Origin of the sequence: Nocardioides sp. LHD-245, assembly GCF_030929495.1 — a bacterium.
GTDB lineage: Bacteria > Actinomycetota > Actinomycetes > Propionibacteriales > Nocardioidaceae > Nocardioides.
The window spans coordinates 48,905-73,855 of record NZ_JAVFWN010000020.1 but is presented as its reverse complement, the minus strand read 5'-3'; the positions used below and the strand labels follow the sequence as shown (position 1 = coordinate 73,855).

Below are 24,951 nucleotides of genomic sequence, written 5' to 3'. Positions count from 1 at the left end.
GTCAGGCCTCCTTGGCCGGTCGGACCAGGGTCAGCGCGCCGCGGCGGCGCTGGACCTCGAGCTGGTCGTCGACGAACGCGGCCGCGGCGTCGAGGGCGTGGTCGGCCTCGGGGACGATCCGCGGCAGCGCCTGGAAGACGTGCATCTGGTCGGGCCAGATCTCCAGGCGGCACTCCGCGCCGCTGGACGACAGGCCGCGGGCCAGCTCGATCGCGTCGGCGGCGAGCATCTCGGCGCCTCCTGCCTGCACCAGCGTCGGGGGGAACCGGTCGGCGCCGTCGAAGGTGAAGGCCAGCCGGGCGGCCTTCGGGTCGTGACCGGCGACGTAGAGGTCGAGCATCCTCGCCGCCTTGGCCGCGGAGATCATCGGGTCGGGCCGCATCCGTTCCCGGGCCGCGGCCAGGGACATCGAGAGGTCGAGGACCGGGGAGAACGCGACGAGGGCCGCGGGCGGCGTACGGCCCTCGCGGATCAGCTCCAGGGCCAGGTCGACGGCGAGATGCCCGCCGGCCGAGTCGCCGGCGAGCACGATCCGGGCCGGGTCGTGGCCCTCGCCGAGCAGCCAGTCGTAGGCCGCGCGGACGTCGTCGGCCGCGCTGGGGAAGCGGTGTGAGGGTGCCAGCCGGTAGTCGCAGGCGAAGACCGGCAGGCCGGTGCGGGCCGAGAGCCGGGTGGTGAGGCCGCGGTGGGTGCGGGCCGAGCAGATCGTGAAGGCGCTGCCGTGGATGTAGAGGACGACGGCGTCGTCGCGCTCGGCGCCGGGGGCGCGGACCCACTCGCCGCGGACGGTCGGCCCGCTGGCCGCGGGCCGGGCGACACGCACCACCCGGCTTCCGCGCAGCGGCGGGCCGAACGCGGCGAGGCTGCCGGCGACGAGGTGGCGGGAGAAGCGGATGCCCGCGCGGTTGAGCGGGATCGCTGCCGTCAGAGGACGCAGGGTCCGCGCAGTGACGGCGGCCGCCGCTCGGCTGCGGACGGAGCCGCGCGCCGAGGCCCGCATGGTTCCGGAATTCTGAAGGCGCATGCCCTCACATTGCATTCTGAGGGCGCCTGCCGTCAAGATGTCCGGGTGGAAGCAGCGCGTGTCCCGCGCCGTCGGTACGGCGGCAAGTCGGCCGACGAGCGGCGCGCCGAGCGTCGTACGGCCCTGGTCGCCGCCGCCCTGGAGATCTGGCAGGAGAGCGGCTGGGCCGCGGTCACCATGCGCGGCGTGTGCGCCCGTGCGAGCCTGACCGACAGGTACTTCTACGAGAGCTTCGCCGACCGCGACGCCCTGCTCGCCGCGCTGTGGGACCAGATGCGCGACGAGACCCTGGACATGCTCCTCGCCGCCATCGCCCCGCACGCCCACGACGACCCGCTGGTCCAGCTGCGGGCGGCGCTGTTCGTGGTCGTCCACCACATCGGCGACGAGCCGCAGCGGGCGCAGATCATCTTCGGCGACCACGCCGGCAGCGCCGTCCTCGAGCAGCGCCGTCGCGAGACCATCCAGATGGCGGTCGACCTGCTCATCGGCCTCGCCCGCCCCCACCTGCGCCCCGATGCCGACGAGACCGGCCTGCGGGTCAGTGTGCTGCTGGGCATCGGCGGCTTCGTCGAGACCGTCCTCGCCTGGCGCTCCGGTCTGGTCGAGGTCGACGCCGACGCCCTGGTCGAGCACCTCGCCGCGGTGGGCGCCGCGCTCGCTCCGCGGTTCCTCGTCGGCTGACGCCCGCCCCTGTAACTAAGGGTTACAGCACAAAAACCGGTGCACCAGCGCCCGGGTAGTAGCCACAGCGCCCGGGTAGATGGCTCGGTGCCCATCTGGAGTCGTCACGAATGCGACATCGACCGGGTGCACGAACCGGCCGCGGGACTGCGTCGGCCGGGGCCGCCTGCCGTTCGACTACCTCGGTGCTGTTGCTACTACCCGGGTGCTGTTGCACCACAATTCGTGATGTAACCCTTAGTTACAAGGACCTCCGGCCGGAGACCACGGTCGCCTCGCGCTCCTCGTCGTGATGGACGGTGGCGACCAGGCCGGCGTGGGCGAAAGCGTCGCGTGCCGCGGGCGCCTGGGCGAGCGAGACCTCGGAGAGCACGGTGCCGCCCGGGCGCAGCCAGGCGGGGGCGAGGCCGGCGACGCGGCGGAGCAGGTCGAGGCCGTCGGGGCCGCCGTCGACGGTGCCGCGCGGCTCGTGCTCACGGGACTCGGGCGGCATCAGCGCCACGGCGCCGGTGGGGACGTAGGGGACGTTGGCGACGATCACGGCGACGGTGCCGCGCAGGACGGGCGGCAGTGCCGAGGCCAGGTCGCCGACCACGGCGGTCCCGCCGACCTCCGCGAGGTTGCGGGCCGCGCAGGCGACCGCGGCGGGGTCGACGTCGCCGGCGTGCACGACCAGGCCGGCCACCCGCCGGGCGAGGGCCAGGCCCAGCGCGCCGGTGCCGCAGCACAGGTCGAGGACCGTGTCGCCGCGGGTCAGGAGAGGGGCCGCCAGCTCGACGAGGTACGCCGTGCGCTGGCGGGGGACGAACACACCGGGATCGACCTCGACCCGACCGCCATCGAAGGCGACCCAGCCGACGACGTACTCCAGGGGCTCGCCGGCGACCCGGCGCCGGACCAGCTGCTCGAGGTGTCCGGGCGAGGCCGCGGAGGACCGCAGGACCTCGGCCTCCTCCTCGGCGAACACGCAGCCCGCGGCCCGGAGCCGGGCGACGAGCGCGGGGTCGGGTACGGGGTCGGGCACGGGGTCAGGCACGCCGTCAGGGTAGGGGGCGCTCAGGCGCGCGGCATCAGCCACCAGCCGGCGAGGTAGACCAGGATGCCGGCGCCGCCGGTGAAGACCGTCGCGGCGACCATCAGCAGCCGGACGACGGTGATGTCGATGCCGACGTGCGCGGCCACGCCGGCGCAGACCCCGGCGATCATCTTGTCCTGCTCGCGCCGGGTCAGCCGGCGCGGCGCGGAGGGGCCGTGGGGGGCGGGGTAGCTCTCGTAGTTGCTCATGCTCCCACCCTGCCTCGGCGGCGCGCTCCGGACATCGGGGAACGACCCCGGTCCGACCCGGATCCGACCCTGAGACCGGTCTCGGCGCCACCGGGTCCGCCGGACCTGCCACAATCGGGGCGTGCCCACCGTCCGACCACAGGTGGTCGCCCATCGCGGCGCCAGTCACGAGCTCGCCGAGCACACCCTGGGTGCGTACCTGGAGGCGCTGAACGCCGGCGCCGACGGCCTGGAGTGCGACGTCCGGCTCACCGCCGACGGCCATCTGGTCTGCGTGCACGACCGCGACCTGCGCCGCATCGCCGCCAACAAGGGCATCGTCTCGACGATGGACCTCGCCGACCTCTCCGAGCTCGACTTCGCCGCCTGGAAGAACCCCTGGGCCGACCTCGACGACGAGGCGCCCGACGAGGACGAGAACCTGCGCGGCGTCCTCACCCTGCGCAAGCTGTTGGAGACCGTCGCCGACTACGACCGACGGGTGGAGGTGGCGATCGAGACCAAGCACCCGACGCGGTACGGCGGGCTCGTGGAGAAGCGTCTCGTCGAGATGCTGCGCGACTTCGGCTGGGACCGCGCCGGAGCGCCGGTGCGGGTGATGAGCTTCTCCTTCACCGCGCTGCAGCGGGTCGAGCGGCTCGCGCCTGAGATCCGACTGGTCCAGCTGCTCGACAAGCCGACCTCGTGGCCGATGCTGCGCCGCGTGATCGGCCGCGACTGGATCGTCGGGCCCGGCATCAAGATGCTGCGCGAGCACCCGCGGGTCGGGGAGTCGATCGCCCGCAGCGGGCGGGACGTCCACGTCTGGACGGTCAACGAGGAGGAGGACCTCGAGCGCTGCCTCGGCCTCGGGGTCTCCGCCGTGATCAGCGACCGGCCGCGGTACATGATCGACCTGCTGGAGCAGCGGCTCGGGCCCGACCAGTAGGTTTCCGCGCATGGCGAAGAAGAACCGCACCAAGGCCTCGGCCGTCACCGACACCCCCGCGGGCGAGGTCGGCCCCCGGCAGCCCTGCCCGTGCGGGTCGGGCAAGCGCTACAAGGCCTGCCACGGCGCCCCGGGAGGCGGGCAGGTCTTCGTCAAGCGCCCCTTCGAGGGCCTCGCCTCCGAGTGCGACATCGTCGCGCTGCGTGAGCTGGTGCCGGCCGCGACCGCGACGCTCACCCTCGAGGGCGAGTACGCCGACCGCGTGGTCAAGCTCTGCACGCTGCTGCCGATGGCGGCCCCTGCCCTGGTCCGCGACAGCGGTGAGATCTGGCTCGGGCTGCAGGTCCAGCACAACTTCGGCGACCCGGCGCGCGACCTCGGTGCCGTCCTCGTCGAGGCGTTGGCCGCCGAGCCCGGCGCCGGCATGGTCGGCCTGACCGCTCCGCCGGGACCCGGCCCGCGGCTGCAGGACCTGGTCGCCGACGGTGCCCTGGCGGTCGAGGTGCACGAGGGCTTCGACTACTGGGTCTCCGACATGGAGGCGAACTCGGAGCTCGCGCAGGCGCTCGAGCAGGCGGAGGGGGCCGCGGCGCCCACGGCCCGGCTCACCGAGGTCACGGCGGCGTACTGGACCCGGATGGGCGCCAAGGAGCACCTGCGCTGGGTGCTGCCCGAGCCCGAGGACGCGCTGCTCGACGCGCTGGCCCGGCTGCACGTCTCCGGCGACGACGTGATCGTCCCGGACGCCCGCTTCGTCGGCATGTTCCGCGCCCACGGACTGCTCACCCCGGTCTGGGACCTCCCGGTCGGCACCGGCCCCGAGCCGCTCGAGGAGGCGGCCACGGCGTTCAAGGCGAAGCTCGACGCGGCCCTCGCTGACGGCGCCGACCTCACCACCGAGCAGCGCTCGGCCCGCAACGGGCTGGCCAACCGCCAGGTCACCATCCGCTGACGACGCGAGGGGCGGGACCGGCGTCGTGCCGGTCCCGCCCCTCGTCGTTGGTGGAGCAGGCGTCGATCAGTACGTGTAGTGCTGGATGTCGACGTACTTCTTCATGCCGCCGGACTTCACGAAGACCGTCTTCGAGGCCTTGAGCTTGGGACCCTTGGGGACCTTCACGCCCTTCGGTGCCTTGGTCTTGGTCACCTTGTAGCAGTGCTGCGACTTCTTGTTGGTGCGGAAGGTGTAGCCCTTCTGCCAGCCCTTCTTCTTGGCGACCTTGTAGGAGGTCGTCACGGGCTTGTTCTTGTACGGCGCGGAGAGCGGGCCGACCTCGGCGCAGACCTTCTTCGGGCTCTTCTCGATGTACTTGATGCCGCGCTGCACGTCGACCTTGAACACCGGCGACGTCGCCGCCGTGTAGGTGTTGCCACCGCTGGTGCCGCCGGCGTAGACCGCCTGGTACTCGAACGACTCCGACAGCTGGAAGCCCTCGATGACGTACGCGCTGGTGTTGGCGGCGAGCGGCGTCCAGGTCGTGCCACCGATCGGCCGCGAGTTCACCGTCAGCCCGCCGGTGTACACCTTGGTGTTGGTGCCGGCCTCGTAGACGTAGGCGTAGATGCTGTAGTAGTCGCCGTAGCCGGTGCCGGTCGCCGCGGGCGACTCGAACCGGATCTCGGTGGTCTTGGTGGCCTTGGCCGATGCCGGGCCGGTCGCGCCGGCGAGGCTGGCGACCGCGATCAGCACCGCGGCCACGGCGACGGCGAATGCTCGGGACATGCGCATGAAGCGGGACTCCTTCTCGATGGAACGGGCACGCCCCGTGGCGCGCCGTCCACGACCTTCCCATGTGCTCGCCCTCGGAAACCGGACGGGGGTGGGGCATCAGTGCGGGGCGGTGGCCTGCAGCACCCAGACCTTGAGGCGGGAGTACCCCTTCACCGAGACGCGGCGCAGTCGCCGGAACCGGTACGCCCCGGTGTGGTGGTCGGCGTCGGTGGGATGGTCGGTGTCGTCGGCACGCTCGTCCCTGCGGCCGGTGAGCGCCTCGTAGGCGCCGAGGTCGACGAGGACCGAGCTCGGCCGGGCCACGGAGGTGAGCCGGGCGGCGATGTTGACGACGGGCCCGAACACGTCGCCCAGGCGAGTCACCACCTCGCCGTACGCGATGCCCGCGCGGACGGCGGGGAACGGGTCGTCGGGGTCGGCGCCCCGGCGGGTGAGCTCGAGCGCGATGTCGGCCATCGCCTCGGGGGAGTCGGCGACGATGAGCAGCTCGTCGCCGATGTTCTTGATGATCCGGCCGCCGCGGTCGACGGTGAGGCCGAGCACCGTGGACTCGAAGGACTCCAGCCAGCTCACCAGCTCGCGGTCGGTGAGGGTGCGTGAGCGCGAGGTGTAGCCGACGATGTCGACGAAGCAGACGGCCAGCGTGGCGGCCGGCCCGGAGGTCTGCTCGGCGAGCAGGCGGGAGCCGGCGCTGAGCAGGTGGCGGCGCCAGACGTAGCTCTGCAGCTCCTGGACCCGCGGCAGGGCCTCGTCGGAGATCGCGAGCAGGCCCTCGGTCGGATCGGCGCCGACCTCGGCGGCCACGGACGCGAGGAGCGCGACCTGCCAGTCGGCGAGCCGGGCGAAGCTGCGACCCCAGGTCCGGACCAGACCGTCCTGCCGCTCCTGGCTGAGGATCCCGAGCCGGATCAGGTCGCTGGTCAGCTGTAGCGCCCGGACGTCGGCGGTGGTGAACGCCGCCTCGTCCTCGGGCACGTGGGCGAAGCCCAGCAGGTGCCACAGCTCGTTGGCGGTCGCCAGCGGTACGCCGGCCCGCTCGGCCACCTGCTGCTGGGTGAGCCAGGGTGTCTCGCCGAGCAGATGCTGCTCGAGCGCGCCGACGACTCCGCCGCCGACCCCACCGGCCTGGTGGGCGGCGGGGTCGTCGGGTGCCGTCACGGCCGCGGAGCCCGGATGGGCCGGCTCAGCCCTGGTCGCCGATGCGCGACTGCGCGACCTCGACGAGAGCCTCGTGGAACGCCGGCCACTCGGCGTCGAGCTCGCGCAGGGTGTCGTCGGTCAGGTGGATCGTGTCCAGCGGCGTCAGGGCGACGATGGTGGCGTTGCGCAGCCGCTGGCCGACGATCGCGGCCTCGCCGACGATGTCGCCGGGGCCGAGCTGGGCGATCTCGGCGCCGTCACGGCGCACCGAGACGCTGCCGTCGAGGATGATGTACGCCTTGTCGGCCGGGGTGTCCTCCCAGATCGGCGACCAGCCCTCAGGGAGCTTCACGCGCCGTCCCGTCGCGCTGATCCGCGCGATCTCCTGGGGTGAGAAGTGCTCGAAGAACGTTGCCATGCTGACCCTTTCGCTGTCCGGACAGAAGCCCGCCCGGCTCGCCCGCTCTCCCCGATTGTCATCGCCGACCCTAGTGCGCACCAGGCCGGCGCGGGGGGACAACTGTCACAACGTGTCCGGGGCGGCCGCGTTATCCCGGTACGACCCGCCGGTCGTCGTACCGGGTGGCTCAGCCGCGGAACGGGTCGGCCGGGTAGACCCCGAGCACCTTGATGTCGGTGGTGAAGAAGGTGAGCTCCTCCAGGGCCCGCTTGAGCCCGGGGTCGTCGGGGTGCCCGTCGACCTCGGCGAGGAACTGGGTGGCGGCGAACTGGCCGCCGACCATGTAGCTCTCGAGCTTGGTCATGTTGATGCCGTTGGTGGCGAACCCGCCGAGCGCCTTGTACAGCGCCGAGGGCAGGTTGCGGACGTTGAACACGAAGCTGGTGACGACCGGGCCGTTGCCCTGCGGGGCCATCACGTAGGCGGGGGAGAGCAGCACGAACCGGGTCGTGTTGTGGTCCTCGTCCTCGACGTCCTCGCGCAGGATCTCCAGCCCGTAGATCTCGGCGGCGAGCGGTGGCGCGATCGCGGCCTGGGTGGGATCGGCCGCCTCGGCGATCTCGCGGGCGGCCCCGGCGGTGTCGCCGGAGATGATCGGGGTGAGCCCGAGCTCGCGGATCACCTTGCGGCACTGGCCGAGGGCGTGGACGTGGCTGTGCACGGTCCGCAGCGTCTCGGTCGACGCGCCGGGGACCACCATCAGGTGGAACTGGATGCGCAGGAAGTGCTCGGCGATGATGTGCAGCCCCGAGTCGGGCAGGAAGTGGTGGATGTCGGCCACCCGGCCGGCGATCGAGTTGTCGATCGGGATGAGCGCCAGGTCGCAGTCCCCGCTCGCCACCGCCGCGAAGACGTCCTCGAACGAGGCGCACGCCACGGCCTCCGCCTCCGGGTAGTGCTGCTTGCACACGATGTGTGAGTTGGCACCGGGCTCTCCCTGGTACGCGATGCGGGCCATGGCGTCAGCCTAGTGGCGGCGCGTGGTCGCTGGGCGCGACGTCTCGTTGACTACGGTCGCTGCATGGCCGTCGCGCTCTCGATCCTCGCCCTGCTGCTCGCCGCGGCCGCCCTGGCGGTCGCGCTCCGCAACGGCCGGCCGACCGGTACGCCGAGCGCCGCCGACCTGCCGTCCGACGCGGCCGGCCTGCGCCGAGAGGTCGCCGCGCTGCGGGCCGAGGCGGTCGGCGCGCTGCGGCACCTCGCCGTCGTGCGCTACGACGCCTTCGACGAGATGGGCGGGCGGCTGTCGTGGTCGCTGGCGCTGCTCGACGACTCCGGCGACGGCGTCGTGCTCACCTCGATCCGAGGCCGCAACGAGGCCCGCACCTACGCCAAGTCGGTCGCCGGGTGGAGCAGCGAGCAGGAGCTCTCCCCTGAGGAGGCCGAGGCCGTCGCCCACGCCCGTCTCGCGCGCAGCTGACGGGTCGGCCGGGTGGACGGTTCAACGACCGAATTCGTCCTCGACGGCTCGATCGGGCGACGAATCCGGTCGTTGAACCGTTCGCTCACACCGTCCGCGGCACCCGCACCAGCACCCGGCCGTGGATGCACTCCATCCGCAGCTCCGAGCCCAGGCCGATGGTGTCCCCGTCTAGCTGGCGCGGCACCTCCCCCGACGCGCGTACGACGACCTTGCGGCCGGTCATCCGCGCGACCGACTCGCCGGCGTTGCGCTCGCGCCGGGTGAGCACGCGGAGCACGAGCGGGATCCAGCTGAGGAAGCGCCGCGGGTAGAGCAGCACGACGTCGAGCTGGCCGTCGTCGATGGCGGCGTCGGGGAGCAGGTTCATCCCGCCCTGGAGGCTGCCGACGTTGCCGATCACGCAGGTGCGGGCGCGGTGCTTGGTGAACGGTCCGTCGTCGACCGAGATCTCCAGCTTCATCGCCGGGAACATCAGGCCCTTGAAGGCGGACAGCACGTAGGCGAGCCAGCCGACCTTCTTCTTGAGCTCCTCGTTGACGCCCTCCATGATCGCGGCGTCGAAGCCCATCCCGGCCATCACCATGAAGTGCGAGGGCTCGATGCCGTCGCCGTCGACCTCGACCATGTCGATGGCCCGGTCCTGGCCGGTGAGCGCGATGTCGATCGCGGCCCGGATGAAGAGCGGGATCTCGAGGTTGCGGGCCAGCAGGTTGCCGGTGCCCGCCGGGACGACGCCCACGGGGATGCCGGTGCCGGCGAGCTCGGCGCACACCTCGCGCACGGTGCCGTCGCCGCCGCAGACGATGACGAGGTCGGCGCCGTCGACCGAGGCCTGCTCGGCCTGGCCGGTGCCGGAGTCCTCGACGGTGGTGAGGTACCAGCGCGGCTCGCTCCAGCCGGACTCGCGGGCCAGCTGGGTGACCATGGCCTGGAACTGCTCCACCGACTCGACCTTGATCGGGTTCAGGACGACGCCGAGCTTGCGCGCCGACGGGAACGGCTCGGGCAGCGGCTCGGCCTTGAGCGCGTGGCTGCGGGGGAGCGGGTTGTAGAGCGCCACGCCGAGCAGGAGGACGCCGAGGCCGAGCAGGGTGCCGCCGAGGACGTCACTGGGGAAGTGGCGGCCGAGCAGGATCCGGTCGGCGGCGACGAGCACCCAGACCAGCCCGGCGAGGGTCGAGAGCAGCCGCCGGATGCCGGCCCGCCGGACGAGCATCACGGCGAGCAGGACGACCAGGCCGCTGAACGCGGCCGCCGCGGACGTGTGGCCGGAGGGGAACGCGTTGGAGTGCAGGAAGTACTCGGGGTCCTGCCAGACCGGCCGGCCACGGCCGACCAGCACCTTGGCGCCGTACGTGGCGAGGGCGGTCGCCGCCATCACGGCCGCGACCAGGATCCCGGCCCGCCGGTGGCCCTTCACGAAGAGCGCGACGGCCAACACCGCGGTGATCGCGGTCATGCAGGCGGTGCCGAAGACGATCTCGACGGCGCGCAGCGGGTGCTCGAGCCAGCCCTGGCCGGCCGCCCACTCGCGTGCCGACCGGCCGTGGTCGTCGAGGTCCAGCACCCAGGACCACTCGGCGGCGACGGCGCCGGCCACCGCCGCGAACAGCGCGAGCAGGATCAGCGAGGCCAGCAGCGGGGTCCGGCGGGGTCGGTCGAGCACCCCCGGAGAATAGGTCAACTGCGGCCGGGACCGCGCAGCGGCGGCGCGGTGGGCCTCTGCCCGGATCAGGTGCCGATCGTCCCCGGTGCCGGCTCGAACGGGGTGAAGAACGGGTTGGCCGGAGCCCCCTCGACCGTGAGCACCAGCGCCGGGACGGAGACGCCGTCGAGCTGCTCGCGGATGATGTCGGCGTGGCCGGCGTGGCGCGCGAACTCCTCCACCTGGTGCAGCAGGAAGAAGCGCAGGTGGATCGGCTGCGGCTCGAACCGACCGTGCCACGGCTCGGCCGGTGCGAGCACCTCGGCGCCCGGATCGGCGTCAGCCAGCGCGGCGAGCAGGTCGGCGCGCGCGGCATCCCAGGCGGCGAGTACCTCGAGCGTCGTCTCGTCGTCGGTGAGCCGGAACTGCGCGAGGTAGGCCGCGACGCCCGCCTCACTGGTGTCGTGGGCCGCCGCGTCTCCGCGCAGGCGCCCCACCGCGCCACGCATCCCGTGGAGCGTGTGCTTGAGGAGGCCGCCGATCGACAGCTCGCTGCGACAGGGCGTGGCCCGGGCCTGCTCCTCCGTCAGGCCGTACGCCGCGGCCCGGATCGCGTCGAGCTGCTGGTCGATGTAGCGGGTCAGGCTGGTGATCTCGTCGTCGAGGGTGGGTGCGTACATGAGGCGGCTCCGCTCCGGTGGGGGACGTCGTCAACCTAGAGGCGGACACCGACACCGGACCGCTGCGCGGCCCGGTTACCGTCGAGGACATGACGTCCCCCACCCCTGTGCCCCCCTCCGCCGTGCCCCTCGGCCGCTCCGGCCTCGTCGTCTCCCGCGTCGGCCTCGGCTGCAACAACCTGGGCCGGCCCGGCGCCGCCACCGCGTCGCAGGAGGCCAGCGACCGTGTGGTCGGCGCGGCGATCGACGCGGGGATCACCCTCTTCGACGTCGCCGACACGTACGGCGCCACGCCCGGTCTCGCCGAGGAGCGGCTCGGCCGGGCGCTGGGCGCCCGACGGTCCGAGGTGATCGTCGCCACGAAGTTCGGCATGGACATGGGCGGGGTCAACGGGCCCGACTTCGGCGCCCGGGGCTCGCGCCGCTACCTCCGCACGGCCGTCGAGGCGTCGCTGCGCCGTCTCGGCACGGACTGGATCGACCTCTACCAGTTCCACACCCCCGACCCGCGTACCCCGATCGAGGAGACGATGGCGGCCCTCGACGACCTGGTCCGCGAGGGCAAGGTCCGCTACCTCGGGCACTCGAACCGGTCCGGCTGGCAGATCGCCCAGGCCGAGTACGTCGCGCGCGAGCTCGGCGTCGAGCGCTTCGTGTCCGCGCAGAACCACTACAACCTCACCGACCGGCGCGCGGAGTTGGAGGTGTTGCCCGCCGCGCGGGAGTTCGGGCTCGGCGTGCTGCCCTACTTCCCGCTGGCCAACGGGCTGCTCACCGGCAAGTACGCCTCCGGCACCGCCCCCGAGGGCACCCGGCTGGCCCATACCCGCGCGCACCTGCTCGAGGACGCGGTCTCGCCGACCCTCCGGGCGTACTCGGCGTTCGCCGCCGCCCGGGGGATCTCGGAGGTCACTGTCGCCATCGGCTGGCTGCTCGCCCAGTCGCCCGTCTCGTCGGTCATCGCGGGGGCCACCTCGACCGAGCAGGTCGCCGCCAACGCGTCCGCCGACGCCTGGGTTCCCACGGCCGAGGATCTCGCCGAGCTGGATCTGCTCTTCCCCGCGCCCGCGCCCATCTCGCCGTACTGAGGGGGCGCGCCTTCATCACGTTATGTAGGCGGACCGGCGCATCCCGTGGCGAGCCCCACTACAGAACCGTCGGCTCGCCTACATAACGTGATGAAGCCGCAGCCGCCCCCGCCCCGCCGACCACAGACAAACCGATGCGCGGCGGGTGGGCCCCGACGGCTAGCCTGAGCCGCATGATCGACCCGCGCATCCTCCGCGACGAGCCCGACCGCGTCCGTGCCTCGCAGGCCAAGCGCGGGGCCTCTCCCGACGTGGTCGACCGCGCGCTCGAGGCCGACACCGCACGCCGCGCCGCGATCGCCGCCTTCGAGGAGAAGCGCTCCGCGCAGAAGACCTTCGGCAAGCAGGTCGCCCAGGCGTCCGGCGACGAGAAGCAGGCCCTGCTGGCGCAGGTCAAGCAGCTCTCGGCGGAGGTCAAGGACCTGGAGGCCGCGCAGACCACGGCCGACGAGGCCTGGACGACGGCCCTCAAGGCGATCCCCAACGTGGTCGCCGACGAGACCCCGGCCGGCGGCGAGGACGACTTCGTGGTCCTCGAGGAGATCGGTACGCCGCGCGACTTCGCCGCCGAGGGCTTCGAGCCCCGCGACCACGTCGAGCTCGGCCGGATGCTCGGCGCCATCGACCTCGAGCGCGGGGCCAAGGTCAGCGGAAGCCGCTTCTACTTCCTCACCGGCGTCGGCGCCCAGCTGGAGCTGGCGTTGGTCAACCTGGCCATGGAGCAGGCGCGCGGCGCGGGCTTCACCCAGGTGATCGCGCCGTCGCTGGTGCGCACCGAGGCGATGGCGGGCACCGGCTATCTCGACCAGGGCGGCGGGGAGGACATCTACCGGATCGAGGGCGAGGACCTCTACCTCGTCGGCACGTCCGAGGTGCCGATGGCGGCGTACCACTCGCAGGAGATCCTCGACGGGGCCTCGCTGCCGCGACGATACGCCTCGTTCAGCCCCTGCTTCCGCAAGGAGGCGGGCTCGCACGGCAAGGACACCAAGGGGATCATCCGGGTCCACTGGTTCGACAAGGTCGAGATGTTCGTCTACGCCACGCTCGAGGACGCCGCGGACGAGCACCAGCGGCTGCTCGCGTGGGAGAAGGAGTTCCTCGACAAGCTGGAGCTGGCCTACCGCGTCGTCGACATCGCCGCGGGCGACCTGGGCGGCAGCGCGATCCGCAAGTTCGACTGCGAGGCGTGGATCCCCACCCAGGGCAAGTACCGCGAGCTCACCTCGACCTCCAACTGCACCGACTTCCAGACCCGGCGCCTCGACACCCGCGGCCGGTTCGGCGACAGGACCGGCCCGATCGCGACGCTCAACGGGACGCTCACCGCGATCACCCGCGCGATCGTCGCCGTCCTCGAGACGCACCAGCAGGCCGACGGATCGGTCCGGGTCCCGCAGGCCCTGCGGCCCCACCTGGGCGGCCTCGAGGTGCTGGAGCCCGTGAGCCGATGAGCAGCGACTGGCAGCCCCGCCTCGTCGCGCTCGACATCGACGGCACCCTGCTCAAATGGGTGACCGGGCTCGGGATGAGCCACGAGGAGGTCACCCCGGCGGTGCACGACGCCGTCCAGCGGGTGCTCGATTCGGGTGCCCACATCGTCCTCTCGTCGGGCCGCGCGCCGCACAACATGACCGTCGTCGCCGACAAGCTCGCCCTCCACGGTCACGGCGAGAAGCTGTGGATCGTCGCGGCCAACGGCGCCGTCGTCCTGAGGTACCCGCCCGCCGAGGTGGTCCACGAGGTCACCTTCGACGCCCGTGAGGCGGTCGCGGCCGTTCTCGAACGACACCCCGACGCGCTGGTCGCGGTCGAGGAGCGCGGGGTCGGCTACCGGGTGTCGGGCGCCTTCCCCGACGGTGAGCTCGGCGGCGCGACGATCGTGGCCGCCGTCGAGGACATGGTCGCCGAGCCCGTCAGCCGGGTGATCATCCGCGACCCGAAGGCCACGGCCGAGGACTTCGTCGCGCTCGCGGCCAGCCTCGGCCTGCACGGCACCGACTACATCGTGGGCTGGACCGCCTGGCTGGATCTCGCCCCCGTCGGGGTCTCGAAGGCGTCCGGCCTCGAGTACGTCGCCCAGCAGCTCGGCATCGACCGGGCCGACGTGCTGGCGATCGGCGACGGCCGCAACGACATCGAGATGCTGGGGTGGTCCGGCCGCGGCGTGGCCATGGGCCAGGCCATCGACGAGGTCAAGGAGGTCGCCGACGCGGTGACCGCCTCCGTCGACGACGACGGCGCGGCCGTCGAGATCGGTCGCTGGTTCCCCGTCCCCGGATCTGCTGGGATGGACGGGTGACGTCCCCCCGCCTGCTCCGCGCCGCCCTGCTCGCGGCGACCGTGCCGCTGGTCGTCCTGACGGGCTCCGCCGCGGGCTCGGCAGGCGGGCTGCCCGCCGAGTGCCCGCCGGTCGACCTCACCGACGAGCGAGCGGTCGACCAGCGCGCGGCGGCCTCGGACGACGTCTTCGCCGGCCGGGTCGACGTCGCCACGCCGACCGCCGGCTCGGGCCGGGTCTCCTATGTCGTCTCGGTACGCCGGGCCTGGCGGGGCGATGTCGCGAAGGGCCAGCAGGCCTCGGTGACCGTCGACTGGCCGGTCGGCGCGCAGCCGGGCGTGGCGCAGGGGGCGTCGTACGTCTTCTTCACCCACGACACCGCCGCCGGCATCGTCGCCGACGCCTGCGGCGGCGCGGTGCCCCTGCCCGGCGGGCTGACGCCGAAGATCGCCGCCACGCTCAAGGCGTACCTATCGTCGGTCGAGCCCCCGCCCGTGCCCGAGCCGCAGCCCACCCCGGTGAGCTTCCACCAGCCCGACGAGCCGTTGGGCGACCCACCTCAGATCGGGCGGGTGCTGGCGTCGGGCGGCGCGATCAGCCTGATCGGCCTCCTCGGCCTGCTGCTGGTCTCCCGCCTCGGCCGCCGTCGTCCCTGAGGCCTCGGCGCCCTCGGCTCAGAGGTACATCCCGCCGGAGGACGACGACGGGTCGCCGCCCTGCTGATCCGGCGCTGCCTGCTCCTGCGGGTGGGCGCCGGGCGCGGCCCCGGGACCGCCGGGGCCGAGGCTCATGCCCGGCGGGAGGGCACGGCGGATCTGCTCGAACTGCGCGCGCGCCGCCATCTGCTGGGCGTAGATCGCGGTCTGGATGCCGTGGAAGAGCCCCTCGAGCCAGCCGACGAGCTGGGCCTGGGCGATCCGCAGCTCCGACTCCGAGGGGGTGGCGTTCTCCGAGAACGGCAGGGAGAGCCGCTCCAGCTCCTCGACCAGCTCGGGAGCCAGGCCCTGCTCGAGCTCCGCGATCGACGAGCGGTGGATGGCGGCGAGCCGGCTCCGGCTGGCCTCGTCGAGCGGGGCCGCCTTCACCTCCTCGAGGAGCTGCCGGATCATGCTGCCGATCCGCATCACCTTGGCCGGCTGCTCGACCAGGTCGGTCAGCGCGCGCTCGCCGTCGTCGTCGTCCTGGTCGGCGCCGCCGGCCTGCTCGACGGCGGACGCGGAGACGGTGCCGATCGGCTGGCCGTCGGGTCCGATGACGACGATGTGCTCTTCGCTCCCGGAGGCGTTCTCGCTCATGCCCCCAACCTACCGGCACCCCCGTGCGTCCTTGGCCGCGCCGAGGGATCCCCCCGTTGGGTGATGGCGCGCCCGCCCGGCGGGCGTAGGTTGCGGACGGGGCCCGGCCGGGGCCCGGTACGACCTGCCTCGACCGGTCTCGTGGACCTCACAACGACATCACGACGGACCCATGACCGAGGAGGCAGCACGACATGTTCATCCAGATGATCCAGGGCCCCTGCACCCGGCAGGACGAGGCCCAGGCACTGCTCGAGGAGTGGCGCCGCGACCTGGCGCCCGGCGCGGCCGGCTGGCTGGGCGGCACCTACGGCTTCACCGACGACGACCAGCTGGTGGCGGTCGTCCGCTTCGCGTCGCGGGATGCCGCGATGGCGAACTCCGAACGCTCCGAGCAGGGCGCCTGGGCCGAGCGGTTCGGCGCCCTGATGGACGCTCCGCCGACCTTCCACGACTGCGACGACGTCACCCTGTTCCTCGACGGCGGCTCCGACGAGGCCGGCTTCGTCCAGGTCATCACGGGGCGGGTCGACGACCCCGGGCGTCTCAAGGCGATGCTGGCGGACACGACGACCCTCCACGAGATGCGCCCGGAGATCCTGGGCGGGACGCTCGCGATCGAGCCCGACGGCTCCTTCGTCGAGACCGTCGCCTTCACCTCGGAGGAGGCGGCCCGGGAGGGCGAGCGGGTCGAGCCGCCCGCCGACGTACGCCGGGAGCTGGAGTACGCCATGCGGGACGCGACCTTCCTCGATCTCCACCACCCACGCTTCCTGAGCGCCTGAGGAGGGCCGTCCGATGCTGCTGGAGGGCTGCACCGTCACCGCGAACATCCCGGCCGCGGACCTCGCGCGCGCCCGTCGCTTCTACTCCGACACCCTCGGCCTCGAGCCGGTCGACGAGAACCCGGGCGGGCTGGTCTACCGGACGGGTGGAACGGACTTCTTCCTCTACGAGACGCAGGAGGCGGGGAAGGCCGGGCACACGATCGCCCAGCTCCACGTGCCCGACGTCCGGCCGGTGGTCGAGGAGCTCAAGGCGTCCGGCCTGAGCTTCGAGCACTACGACATGCCCGGTGTGACCTGGGACGGCGACGTGGCGGGGATGGCGGGCATGGGCCACGCCGCCTGGTTCAAGGACAGCGAGGACAACATCCTGTGCCTGGACGACAGCAGGCCGGTCTGACCGCGCCCCGATCGGGCTGTCCGATCAGGGGGTGAGCAGGACCTTGCCGACCGCGTCGCCGGACTCGATCATCCGGTGCGCCTCGGCGACGTCGTCGAGGGGGAGCACGGCCGAGACGACCGGCCGGATCGAGCCGTCGGCGACGTGCGGCCACACGTGCTCGACGACCGACGCGCAGATCCGCGCCTTGCCCTCGACCGGGCGGGTGCGCAGTGCCGTCGCGATCACGGCGCCCCGCTTCGAGAGCAGCTTCCCGAGGTTCAGCTCGGCCTTGGCTCCGCCCTGCAGGCCGATGACGACCAGGCGGCCCTCGTCGGCGAGGACGTCGACGTTGCGGTCGAGGTACTTGGCGCCCATGTTGTCGAGGACGACGTCCGCGCCGGCGCCGTCGGTCGCCTGCCGGACGACGCCGACGAAGTCCTCGTCGCGGTAGTTGATCGCCACCTCGGCGCCGAGCTCGCGGCAGCGGGCGAGCTTCTCCTCGCTGCCCGCGGTCGTGAACACCCGCGCTCCGGACGCCGCGGCCAGCTGGATCGCGAACGTGCCGATCCCGCCCCCGCCGCCGTGCACGAGGAAGGCGTCGCCGGGCCGCAGCCCCGCCACCATGAAGACGTTGGACCACACCGTGCACGCCACCTCGGGCAGGGCCGCGGCGCTCACCAGGTCGATGCCGTCGGGGACGGGCATCACCTGCCCCTCGGGTACGACGACGCGGCTCGCGTAGCCGCCGCCGGCCAGCAGCGCGCACACCTCGTCACCGACGGCCCACGCGGTGACGCCCGTGCCGACCGCGGCGACGGTCCCGCTGCACTCCAGCCCGATCACGTCCGAGGCACCGGGCGGCGGCGGGTAGAAGCCCTGCCGCTGCAGCAGGTCGGCTCGGTTGACGGCGGTCGCGGCCACGTCGAGCAGGACCTCGCCCGGCCCCGGCACCGGGTCGGGGAGCTCGGTGACGACGAGGGTCTCGGGTCCGCCCGGGGCGGCCTGGGTGACAGCGCGCATGCAGGCAGTCTGACAGCCCTCAGACCAAGGAGTCCTCGTCGGAGTAGTCCGCGTCGGCCAGCTCCTCGAAGTCGACGTCCTCGTCCTCCTCGGCGGGCGCGCCCGCCGGCCGGTCCCACGACTCGGCGAGGGCCTGCGCCTTCGCGGCGAGCCCCTCGACCGCGTCGGGGGCGGCGCCCTGCTCGCCGGCGGCGAAGCCGAGCAGGAAGGAGGTCACGAATCCGGCAGCGGGGTGGACGTTCGCGTGGGTGATCCCGGCGAGGTCGACCAGCAGGCCCTCGTCGGCCTCGGCCTCGATGTCCAGGACGTCGCACAGCTCGTCGATCCAGTCATGGAGGTTCACCCGACCAGAGTGATACGACCGCCCGCCCGGTGACAAGGGGTTCGGGCAGTCCGGGGTCAGTCCAGGGACGGCCGCGCGGAGGCGATGTCGCGCAGGTCGCTCCAGGTGTCGATGTCCTGGGCCTCGTCGCCGACCGGCGCCACCGCCACCAGGTCGAGCGGCTCCAGCAGCGCCCGGACGGACAGGCCGTGCTGGCCCTCGTGGTCGGGACGGACCGCGTCCAGGCGGGCGGTCTCCACGACGAACGCCAGCTGGCGGCGACCGTCCGCGTCCGCGAGCACGGCGCCCTCGTGGCCGACCGCCGCCTCGTGCAGCCGCCGGAACGTGCCGGGGTGCAGGCGCGGCATGTCGACCGCGAGCACCGCGATCGTCGGGAAGGTCCGCAGCAGCAGGTCGCGCCCGGTCAGCAGCCCGGCCGCCGGCCCGCCGAACCGCGGCTCCTCGCGCACGAAGGTCACCGGCCGCTCGGTCGGCACCGGGTGCCCCACCACGACCACCTCGCTCGCGTCGACGACGGCGTCGAGCGCGTGCTCCAGCAGCGGCCGGCCGTCCAGCTCGATGGACGCCTTGTCGACCCCGCCCAGGCGGGAGCCCTGGCCGCCGGCCAGGACGATCGCCGCATATCCGGACAGTCCGCGCTCGATCACCACGACCCGAGTCTCCCAGAGTGCCGAGTCCGGGGCGGCCTACGCTGGCGACGTGACCAGTCCCACCCACGCGCAGCTCCGTCTCTCCCTGGTGCAGGCCGCCGCGGCGCTCGACCCCGTGGCCAACCGCGACGCCCTCGCCCGGCTCAGTGCCGAGCACGCCGGGGACACCGACCTCGTCGTGTTCCCGGAGGCCTTCGCCCGCGACTTCGGCGAGGCGGGCTCCGACGTCGGTCCGTACGCCGAGCCGGTCGGCGGTCCGTTCGGCACCGCCCTCGCGGCGGCCGCGGCGGCACAGGACACCACGATCGTGGCCGGGATGTTCGAGCGTGGCCCCGACCCCGAGCGGCCCTACAACACCGTGCTCGTGCGCGGGGCCGCCGCGGCGTCGTACCGGAAGGTGCATCTGTACGACTCCTTCGGCTACCGCGAGTCCGACCGTCTCACCGCCGGCCCGCTCGAGCCGGTCGTCGTCGACGTCCGAGGCTGGCGGGTCGGGCTGATGACCTGCTACGACCTCCGGTTCCCCGAGCTCGCGCGGGCGCTCGTCGACGGCGGCGCGGAGCTGATCGTGGTGCCCGCCGCCTGGGTCGCGGGCCCGCGCAAGGTCCACCACTGGCGCACCCTGCTGAGCGCCCGCGCGATCGAGAACACGGTGTACGTCGCCGCGGTCGGCCAGCCGGCCCCCCGCTACTGCGGGCACTCGCTGGTGCTCGACCCGTTCGGTGAGGTGGTGGTCGAGGCCGGCCCCGGGGCGCCCGAGCAGCCGGAGGTGCTGCGGACCGTGATCGAGCGCACGGTGCTGGAGGAGGCCCGCCGCGTCAATCCCTCGCTCCTCAACCGCCGGCTGCGCTGAAGCACCCGAGCACCGGATAGGCTGCTCCTCCGTGTCCCGCACCTCCTCCCGTGTCCCGCTCGAGCAGCGCATCGGTGAGTTCGGGGCCTCGCGGGCGCCGCTGACGATCTGGTTCCTCCTGGTCGTCGCCGCCACCGGCGCCCTGGTCTGCGCGATGCTCCCGGCCGGGCCCGCGTGGCTCGGGACGGCGGGCGCGGTCGGCGTCGCGACCGCCTTCACCTGGGGCCTGGCGGCCCGGACCGGTGGTCGGGCGCTGGTCTTCGCACCGCTCGCGCTGGCCTGCGCCCTGGCCGCGGTGGCCAGCGACAACGAGCTCCTGCTCACCGGCGCCGCCGTCGGCACCTCGGCGGTCGCCGCCGTCCTCGGCGTCATGATCACCGTGCCTGCCGCGGGCATCGCCACCGCCGCCCGCGAGTGCGTGGTCGGCCTCCTCGTCGCGGGGATCGGCGCCATGGCGACCGTGGGCTTCGAGCCGGCGATCCAGAAGGAGCGGTTCGAGTACGTCGGCCTCGGCCTCGCGTTCGTGGCGGCGATCGTGCTCGTCCATCGCCTCGGTGCGGGCTTCCACGGCCTGGGCCGCCGCGGCCTCGTCATCGTGGCGATCGGCGCGGTCGTGCTCGCCGCGACCCTGCTGTACGCCGAGCTGCTGCGCCGCTACGGCTCGACCGGACTCGTCGACCAGCTCCTGGACTGGGTGGCGTGGAGCCGGGACACGCTCGGTGCCTTCCCGCGCCCGATCGCGAGCGTCCTCGGCGTACCCGCCCTCGCGTACGGCTGCCACATGCGGGCCCGCCGCCGCCAGGGCTGGTGGGTGTGCGCCTTCGGCGTCGCCGCCACCTCCTCCACCGCGACCGCGCTCGCCAACCCCGCCGTCTCGGTGCAGGAGGCGGCCTTGTCGGTCGTCTACGGCCTGGCCGTCGGCCTGGTCCTGGGCTGGCTGCTCATCCGCCTCGACCTCGCCTTCACCGGCAACCGCGGGCGGGGGAGTCGCGTGGCCGAGCAGGCGGCTGCCGTACGCCCGGAGCCGGGACGCTTCGCCCCCCTCCTGTGACCGGCGCCGCGCCTTGTAACTAAGGGTTACCGCACGAAATTCGGCGCAAGAGCGCCCGGGTAGATGCCATAGCGCCCGGGTAGTCGCGCCGCGTCTCAGCAGAGGGAGCGGGATTCGAACCCGCGGTAGGTCTCCCTACGACCGCTTTCAAGGCGGTTCCGATCGGCCACTCCGGCACCCCTCCTGGGTCCGGTACGCCGCGCGCGCCGTGCCGGACACCCGGCCGAGTCTAGTGGGCGCGCCGTCGCTGCTTTGCCCCGTCCCCGCCCGACGTTGAACAATGCCGATCATGAGCAGCACGCAGCCGAACCGGGTCACCGACTACGGTCTCGCCCCGCCGGTGATGGCCCGCTTCGTCGGGGCCTATCTCGTCCTGCTCGCCCTGGCGCTGCTCGTCGTCACGGCCGTCGTGGTGGCGGCCGATCTCAACGCCGACCTGCTGGTCCTCGTGCTCGGCGTGGGCCTCCTCGGCCTGATCGGCCTCGGCTGGTGGCTGCGCTCGCGGCTGGTGGTCGTGCGGCTCACCGACGCCGGCTACCAGGTCCGGATGGTCCGTGCCGCCGGGGCCACCGAGGCCCGCTGGACCGAGGTCGAGGACGCGGTTGCGGCGGCGCCGTCGGGCATCGACTGCCTGGTCCTGCGCCTGCGGGACGGCCGCAGCACGACCATCCCGATGCAGCTCGTCGCTGCCGACAAGGACGACTTCGCGCGCGACGTACGGGCGCATCTGCGGCGCGCCGCCCGCTGACCTCGCCTCCGGCGGAGTCCATGGTCGGGCCCGATTGGTCCGCTCCCCGGCGCTCCTTGTAGCCTTGCCCACGCTGGCCGGTCTGTGACCGGCGCGGTGGAGGAGGCGTCGCCTAGTCTGGTCTATGGCGCCCGCCTGCTAAGCGGGTTTGGGGCTACAACCCCATCGAGGGTTCAAATCCCTCCGCCTCCGCCGCTGACGAGGCCCCCGGTCGACACCCGACCGGGGGCCTCGCTTATTGGCTTGGTTTGGGGAAGGATGTTTGAAAGCGTCCTGTGGGGGTAGGCGCCTGCGGCTCGGGTACCCGGAGGGATGGCACCCGGCCGCCCACCAGTGAGGGGAATGCTCAATGAAGAAGCTCGCTCGCAAGACCGCTTTCACGCTGGCAGCACTGATCACCGCGGCCGGCATCGTCTCCCTTCCCACGGCGGCCGAGGCCGACACGGGCTGGGGCTGGCGGGTCTTTCCCGGCGCGCACCGCTGACGGAGGCGCTCGGATCCTGATCGGTCAGGACGACGTGATGTCGTCGTCCTGACCGGCTATGCCCAGCGTCCCCATCGTGTAGCCGAGCTGGAAGCGCGTCTCCGCGTCGTACTCCTCCTTGAGCTCGGCCACGTAGCCGGCGTACGTCCGCGGACTCACGCCCAGCCGTTTCGCGCTCACCGCGTCGGCGTGGCCCTCGATCAGCATCCGGATCGTCATCGACCGTTGCTCCGAGGCGATCTCCTTCGTCACGCTGTGCCCCGCACTGGCGAAGGGGCGTCCCCGGGCGAAGGCGCGCTCGAAGACGTCGACGAGGTACGCCACGATCGCCGGCTCCCGTACGACGACCGCGGTCGCCAGGCTGTCGGCGGCCGGGATCAGCGCGACCCGGCGGTCGACCACGATCATCCGGTTGAAGAACTCGTCGAGGGTGCGGACCTCCGCACCCTGCTCGGTCACCGTGGCGACGTACTTGTGCGTTGCCGGGTGGCGCCGCGCGCTGTGCTGGTAGAGCGTGCGCATCGTCAGCCCCCGCTTGAGCGCGGCCACGTCGCGCACCGCCGCCTCCGAGACCGTCTTGGCGCTGCGCGTGGCCTGCGGCTGCGCCGTCAGCAGCTCCTCCTGGGCCTCGCTGACCAGCGTGGTGAGGTAGGGATTGATGGCCTCGCCGTGGAGGTAGAGGAACGGGCCGGACTCGCTCGCCGCCGGCGACCGGCGCCAGCTCTGCGTCAGGTGCGAGAAGGCGCTCGCCCACCGCGCCGACTCCTCCAGCAACCGCGCACCCTCGTTGCCCAGCGGCGTCACGACCCGCGACTGCGCGTTGCTCGGCTCCAGCGGCCGCCAGGTCTTCCGCGACGCGTCCAGCTGCAGCAGCCCCAGCTCGACCAGCAGGTCGAACGCCCGCCGGATCGGTGCCCCGTCGACCAGCCTCGGGTCGTCCGCCGCCAGACCGCCCTCCGCCAGCACCTGCTCGTAGAGACCGATCGCCTCCTCCTCGAAGAGGGCCCGGTCCTCGGGCTCGTAGGCGGTCATGGCGTCATGGTTCCACACCGGCCCGGGCATCCATGGCGGCGGTGATTCGGCATCTACCGGGCCCCTCGGCTATTCTCATGCGGTCGCTTCGGTGACGGGCGCCTGTAGCTCAACGGATAGAGCATCTGACTACGGATCAGAAGGTTTGGGGTTCGAATCCCTACAGGCGCGCAGATCGGCCCCTGGTTCCCGCGTGAATCAGGGGCCCCGCTCATTGCAGGGTCCGGGAGGACTCGATGCAACTGCCAAAACTCTCCAAACGCCGAACCAGCGGCACAGGTTGTTGGCCAGCTCGTCCACGCGCGGAATGGGCATCACGTACGTGGGGGCGCGCTGCAGCATCGCGACGTGGGCGGCGTCGGCGGCCATCTCCGGCACCAGCATGACCACAGTGGCGGCGTTGCCGATGACCACGACCTTCTTGCCCGTGAGTCGAGGTCCTCGGGCCAGTGTTGCGGGTGCGCGATCCGTTACCCGATCGACGTGACCGCCGCGCTCAAGGTCCGCCGGCGGCGGGGCAGCAGCTGATCCGCCGCCGGGCGGGGCCGAACGCGCGCTGATGCGACGACGCGGTCGACGGCCCGCCGCGGACGCCTACGATGTGCACCTCGCCACACCGAGAAGGGAGTGCGCCATGCCCGAGGACGAGCTGCAGGCCATCGTGGACGAGCTCGCCGAGCGGCTCGAGCGCTCGGTGGCGATCGACGACCCCGGCATCCGGCTCCTGGCGGCGAGCCGGCACTTCGGCGACGAGGACCCGGTACGGATCAACTCGGTGCTCAACCGGACGGTCCCGGCCGAGGTCGTCGAGCTGATCCTCACCCACGGGGTGTCGCAGTGGACCGAGCCCGGACGACTCGAGCTCGAGGTGCTCGACGCCACGCCGCGGCTGTGCACGCCCGTGCGCTGCCAGGGCCAGCTCCTCGGCTACCTGTGGCTGCTCGACCGTGGCTGCACGCTCAGCGATGCCGACGTGGCACTGGCTGTGGAGGCGGCGGACCGGGCCGGCACCGTGCTGTACCGGCGGCTGCTCGTGCGGCAGCGGTCGCAGGCCCGGCACGAGGCCATCCTGCGCGACCTGGTCTCGCCTGACACGATGATCCGGTCGCAGGCCATCGATGACCTTCGGGCGGAGGAGCTGTTCCCCGACAGCCCGCTCCACCTGACCGTGCTGGCCGTGCAGTGCCTGTCCGACGACGAGACGCACGCCGAGCGAGGGGTCGAGCTCGAGGCGGCCGTCGAGGAGGGCAGCCGTGCAGTGACCGACGACGTCGCACTGCTCGCCACGAACCGATCGCGGGCTTGGCTCCTGCTCGCCCTGCGGCGGCCACCGGCACGCGACCTCGTCGACACGATCACCGACCGGATCACGATCCGGTTCAAGCACCTCACCCGGGGCAGGTCGACGCTCGTCTTCGGCCTGGGGCCCACGGTCGAGCGGCTCGACGAGGTGGCCGACTCGTACCGCAAGGCGGTGCGCGCCGCACGGACGGCGGTCCTCGTTCCCGGCGTCGGCAGCACCGCGCGCTGGGGCGAGCTCGGACCCTACGAGCTGCTGGTCACCCTCGCCCCCGACGACCTGGCCGAGGCCTCCCGGACGCCGGACCTCGTCGCCCTCGAGGACGCCGATGTGCACGGCGTCCTGATCGCCAGCCTCACCGCGTTCTTCGACCACGGCGGCAGCGCCCAGGAGGCCGCCGAGGCCCTGTGCATCCATCGCGCGACGCTCTACCAGCGCCTGCGGCGGATCGAGCAGGTCACCGGTCGCAACCTGCACAACGGTGACGACCGCCTTGCCCTCCACCTCGGCCTCAAGCTGCGCGCCCTCGCGATCGCCTTCCGCCTCAACGCGGACACGCACAGCTGACCGCCCCGCCCGGGCGGCGTACCGGCCCGGGCGCTAGCGACGATTGTCGCCGAAGAGCCCTCTGAACAGCGA

At 72.8% G+C, this 24,951-nt stretch carries 30 protein-coding genes and 3 tRNA genes; 17 read left to right on the top strand and 16 right to left on the bottom strand.

The window, feature by feature from the left end:
• Position 1: 1 nt before the first annotated feature.
• On the bottom strand, positions 2-1,024 hold the full coding sequence (locus RB608_RS25290; protein WP_308090854.1) for an alpha/beta hydrolase: 1,023 nt from the start codon (positions 1,022-1,024) through the stop codon (positions 2-4).
• A 45-nt stretch (positions 1,025-1,069) separates the two neighbouring features.
• On the opposite strand from RB608_RS25290, the gene RB608_RS25285 reads away from it, so the two are divergent.
• Positions 1,070-1,708, top strand: a complete 639-nt coding sequence (locus RB608_RS25285) for a TetR/AcrR family transcriptional regulator (protein ID WP_308090853.1) — start codon at positions 1,070-1,072, stop codon at positions 1,706-1,708.
• 241 nt (positions 1,709-1,949) lie between these two features.
• Here RB608_RS25285 and RB608_RS25280 read toward each other — a convergent pair whose 3' ends face one another.
• Together RB608_RS25280 and RB608_RS25275 are read right to left on the bottom strand one after the other, a co-directional pair.
• Positions 1,950-2,744: a putative protein N(5)-glutamine methyltransferase gene (locus RB608_RS25280; protein ID WP_308090852.1), complete on the bottom strand. Its 795-nt coding sequence runs from the start codon at positions 2,742-2,744 to the stop codon at positions 1,950-1,952.
• Positions 2,745-2,764: 20 nt separating this feature from the next.
• Positions 2,765-2,992 carry a PspC domain-containing protein gene (locus RB608_RS25275; protein WP_308090851.1) on the bottom strand — a complete coding sequence of 76 codons (228 nt, stop codon included), beginning with the start codon at positions 2,990-2,992 and terminating at the stop codon, positions 2,765-2,767.
• 121 nt (positions 2,993-3,113) lie between these two features.
• Between RB608_RS25275 and RB608_RS25270 the strand changes: the two genes are divergently transcribed.
• Positions 3,114-3,920 carry a glycerophosphodiester phosphodiesterase family protein gene (locus RB608_RS25270; RefSeq protein WP_308090850.1) on the top strand — a complete coding sequence of 269 codons (807 nt, stop codon included), beginning with the start codon at positions 3,114-3,116 and terminating at the stop codon, positions 3,918-3,920.
• A gap of 10 nt (positions 3,921-3,930) precedes the next feature.
• On the top strand, positions 3,931-4,872 hold the full coding sequence (locus RB608_RS25265) for a DUF5926 family protein (protein WP_308090849.1): 942 nt from the start codon (positions 3,931-3,933) through the stop codon (positions 4,870-4,872).
• Between the two features lie 66 nt (positions 4,873-4,938).
• Here the strand turns inward: RB608_RS25265 and RB608_RS25260 are convergent, their stop codons facing one another.
• From RB608_RS25260 to RB608_RS25245, 4 genes are all read right to left on the bottom strand, one after another.
• Entirely contained in the window at positions 4,939-5,649 is a 711-nt protein-coding gene (locus RB608_RS25260; RefSeq protein ID WP_308090848.1) for a hypothetical protein, read from the bottom strand.
• Between the two features lie 99 nt (positions 5,650-5,748).
• Complete coding sequence (locus RB608_RS25255) at positions 5,749-6,810, bottom strand: adenylate/guanylate cyclase domain-containing protein (protein ID WP_308090847.1); 1,062 nt, start codon at positions 6,808-6,810, stop codon at positions 5,749-5,751.
• Between the two features lie 25 nt (positions 6,811-6,835).
• Positions 6,836-7,210 (bottom strand): cyclic nucleotide-binding domain-containing protein, encoded by a 375-nt coding sequence (locus RB608_RS25250; protein ID WP_308090846.1) that lies wholly within the window; start codon positions 7,208-7,210, stop codon positions 6,836-6,838.
• 169 nt (positions 7,211-7,379) lie between these two features.
• Positions 7,380-8,210, bottom strand: coding sequence for a prephenate dehydratase (locus RB608_RS25245; protein WP_308090845.1), 831 nt, complete (start codon positions 8,208-8,210; stop codon positions 7,380-7,382).
• Between the two features lie 63 nt (positions 8,211-8,273).
• Between RB608_RS25245 and RB608_RS25240 the strand changes: the two genes are divergently transcribed.
• Complete coding sequence (locus tag RB608_RS25240) at positions 8,274-8,672, top strand: DUF4446 family protein (protein ID WP_308090844.1); 399 nt, start codon at positions 8,274-8,276, stop codon at positions 8,670-8,672.
• An 85-nt stretch (positions 8,673-8,757) separates the two neighbouring features.
• Here the strand turns inward: RB608_RS25240 and RB608_RS25235 are convergent, their stop codons facing one another.
• Positions 8,758-10,341 carry a diacylglycerol kinase family protein gene (locus RB608_RS25235; RefSeq protein WP_308090843.1) on the bottom strand — a complete coding sequence of 528 codons (1,584 nt, stop codon included), beginning with the start codon at positions 10,339-10,341 and terminating at the stop codon, positions 8,758-8,760.
• Between the two features lie 65 nt (positions 10,342-10,406).
• A complete protein-coding gene (locus RB608_RS25230; protein ID WP_308090842.1) occupies positions 10,407-11,000 on the bottom strand; it encodes a DUF664 domain-containing protein in 594 nt (197 codons plus the stop codon).
• Positions 11,001-11,089: 89 nt separating this feature from the next.
• Here RB608_RS25230 and RB608_RS25225 point away from each other — a divergent pair, with 89 nt between their 5' ends.
• The 4 genes from RB608_RS25225 (at position 11,090) to RB608_RS25210 (ending at position 15,025) form a co-directional block, all read left to right on the top strand.
• Positions 11,090-12,088, top strand: a complete 999-nt coding sequence (locus RB608_RS25225) for an aldo/keto reductase (protein ID WP_308090841.1) — start codon at positions 11,090-11,092, stop codon at positions 12,086-12,088.
• A 173-nt stretch (positions 12,089-12,261) separates the two neighbouring features.
• Complete coding sequence (serS, locus tag RB608_RS25220; RefSeq protein WP_308090840.1) at positions 12,262-13,542, top strand: serine--tRNA ligase; 1,281 nt, start codon at positions 12,262-12,264, stop codon at positions 13,540-13,542.
• The gene (locus tag RB608_RS25215; RefSeq protein ID WP_308090839.1) at positions 13,539-14,390 is read left to right on the top strand and encodes an HAD family hydrolase; all 852 of its coding nucleotides are present in this window, start codon (positions 13,539-13,541) and stop codon (positions 14,388-14,390) included. The genes serS and RB608_RS25215 overlap by 4 nt, the downstream gene beginning before the upstream one ends.
• Positions 14,387-15,025 (top strand): hypothetical protein, encoded by a 639-nt coding sequence (locus RB608_RS25210; protein WP_308090838.1) that lies wholly within the window; start codon positions 14,387-14,389, stop codon positions 15,023-15,025. The genes RB608_RS25215 and RB608_RS25210 overlap by 4 nt, the downstream gene beginning before the upstream one ends.
• Positions 15,026-15,043: 18 nt before the next feature.
• On the opposite strand, the gene RB608_RS25205 is transcribed toward RB608_RS25210, so the two are convergent.
• Entirely contained in the window at positions 15,044-15,664 is a 621-nt protein-coding gene (locus tag RB608_RS25205) for a bacterial proteasome activator family protein (RefSeq protein ID WP_308090837.1), read from the bottom strand.
• A gap of 194 nt (positions 15,665-15,858) precedes the next feature.
• Here RB608_RS25205 and RB608_RS25200 point away from each other — a divergent pair, with 194 nt between their 5' ends.
• The gene (locus tag RB608_RS25200) at positions 15,859-16,449 is read left to right on the top strand and encodes a hypothetical protein (RefSeq protein WP_308090836.1); all 591 of its coding nucleotides are present in this window, start codon (positions 15,859-15,861) and stop codon (positions 16,447-16,449) included.
• Between the two features lie 13 nt (positions 16,450-16,462).
• Entirely contained in the window at positions 16,463-16,849 is a 387-nt protein-coding gene (locus tag RB608_RS25195; RefSeq protein WP_308090835.1) for a VOC family protein, read from the top strand.
• Between the two features lie 24 nt (positions 16,850-16,873).
• On the opposite strand, the gene RB608_RS25190 is transcribed toward RB608_RS25195, so the two are convergent.
• The 3 genes from RB608_RS25190 to RB608_RS25180 are packed head-to-tail and all read right to left on the bottom strand — an operon-like array spanning position 16,874 to position 18,844.
• Positions 16,874-17,851, bottom strand: coding sequence for an NAD(P)H-quinone oxidoreductase (locus RB608_RS25190; protein ID WP_308090834.1), 978 nt, complete (start codon positions 17,849-17,851; stop codon positions 16,874-16,876).
• Positions 17,852-17,870: 19 nt separating this feature from the next.
• Positions 17,871-18,194 carry a DUF6457 domain-containing protein gene (locus RB608_RS25185; protein ID WP_308090833.1) on the bottom strand — a complete coding sequence of 108 codons (324 nt, stop codon included), beginning with the start codon at positions 18,192-18,194 and terminating at the stop codon, positions 17,871-17,873.
• Positions 18,195-18,250: 56 nt separating this feature from the next.
• A complete protein-coding gene (locus RB608_RS25180) occupies positions 18,251-18,844 on the bottom strand; it encodes an NTP transferase domain-containing protein (protein ID WP_308090832.1) in 594 nt (197 codons plus the stop codon).
• 49 nt (positions 18,845-18,893) lie between these two features.
• Between RB608_RS25180 and RB608_RS25175 the strand changes: the two genes are divergently transcribed.
• Together RB608_RS25175 and RB608_RS25170 are read left to right on the top strand one after the other, a co-directional pair.
• Complete coding sequence (locus RB608_RS25175; protein WP_308090831.1) at positions 18,894-19,697, top strand: carbon-nitrogen hydrolase family protein; 804 nt, start codon at positions 18,894-18,896, stop codon at positions 19,695-19,697.
• Between the two features lie 31 nt (positions 19,698-19,728).
• Complete coding sequence (locus tag RB608_RS25170) at positions 19,729-20,748, top strand: hypothetical protein (protein ID WP_308090830.1); 1,020 nt, start codon at positions 19,729-19,731, stop codon at positions 20,746-20,748.
• A gap of 99 nt (positions 20,749-20,847) precedes the next feature.
• Here the strand turns inward: RB608_RS25170 and RB608_RS25165 are convergent.
• A tRNA-Ser gene (locus RB608_RS25165) sits at positions 20,848-20,932 on the bottom strand.
• 105 nt (positions 20,933-21,037) lie between these two features.
• On the opposite strand from RB608_RS25165, the gene RB608_RS25160 reads away from it, so the two are divergent.
• From RB608_RS25160 to RB608_RS25150, 3 genes are all read left to right on the top strand, one after another.
• Positions 21,038-21,496, top strand: a complete 459-nt coding sequence (locus RB608_RS25160; RefSeq protein ID WP_308090829.1) for a hypothetical protein — start codon at positions 21,038-21,040, stop codon at positions 21,494-21,496.
• A gap of 101 nt (positions 21,497-21,597) precedes the next feature.
• Positions 21,598-21,688: transfer RNA gene (locus RB608_RS25155), tRNA-Ser, on the top strand.
• 157 nt (positions 21,689-21,845) lie between these two features.
• Positions 21,846-21,980: a hypothetical protein gene (locus RB608_RS25150; protein ID WP_282401660.1), complete on the top strand. Its 135-nt coding sequence runs from the start codon at positions 21,846-21,848 to the stop codon at positions 21,978-21,980.
• Between the two features lie 24 nt (positions 21,981-22,004).
• On the opposite strand, the gene RB608_RS25145 is transcribed toward RB608_RS25150, so the two are convergent.
• A complete protein-coding gene (locus RB608_RS25145) occupies positions 22,005-23,012 on the bottom strand; it encodes a LuxR family transcriptional regulator (RefSeq protein ID WP_308090828.1) in 1,008 nt (335 codons plus the stop codon).
• A gap of 98 nt (positions 23,013-23,110) precedes the next feature.
• Here RB608_RS25145 and RB608_RS25140 point away from each other — a divergent pair.
• Positions 23,111-23,183, top strand: a tRNA-Arg gene (locus tag RB608_RS25140).
• A gap of 27 nt (positions 23,184-23,210) precedes the next feature.
• On the opposite strand, the gene RB608_RS28345 is transcribed toward RB608_RS25140, so the two are convergent.
• The gene (locus tag RB608_RS28345; RefSeq protein ID WP_392391060.1) at positions 23,211-23,426 is read right to left on the bottom strand and encodes a hypothetical protein; all 216 of its coding nucleotides are present in this window, start codon (positions 23,424-23,426) and stop codon (positions 23,211-23,213) included.
• 220 nt (positions 23,427-23,646) lie between these two features.
• Here RB608_RS28345 and RB608_RS25130 point away from each other — a divergent pair, with 220 nt between their 5' ends.
• Positions 23,647-24,879, top strand: coding sequence for a helix-turn-helix domain-containing protein (locus tag RB608_RS25130; protein WP_308090827.1), 1,233 nt, complete (start codon positions 23,647-23,649; stop codon positions 24,877-24,879).
• The last annotated feature ends 72 nt before the right edge of the window (positions 24,880-24,951 follow it).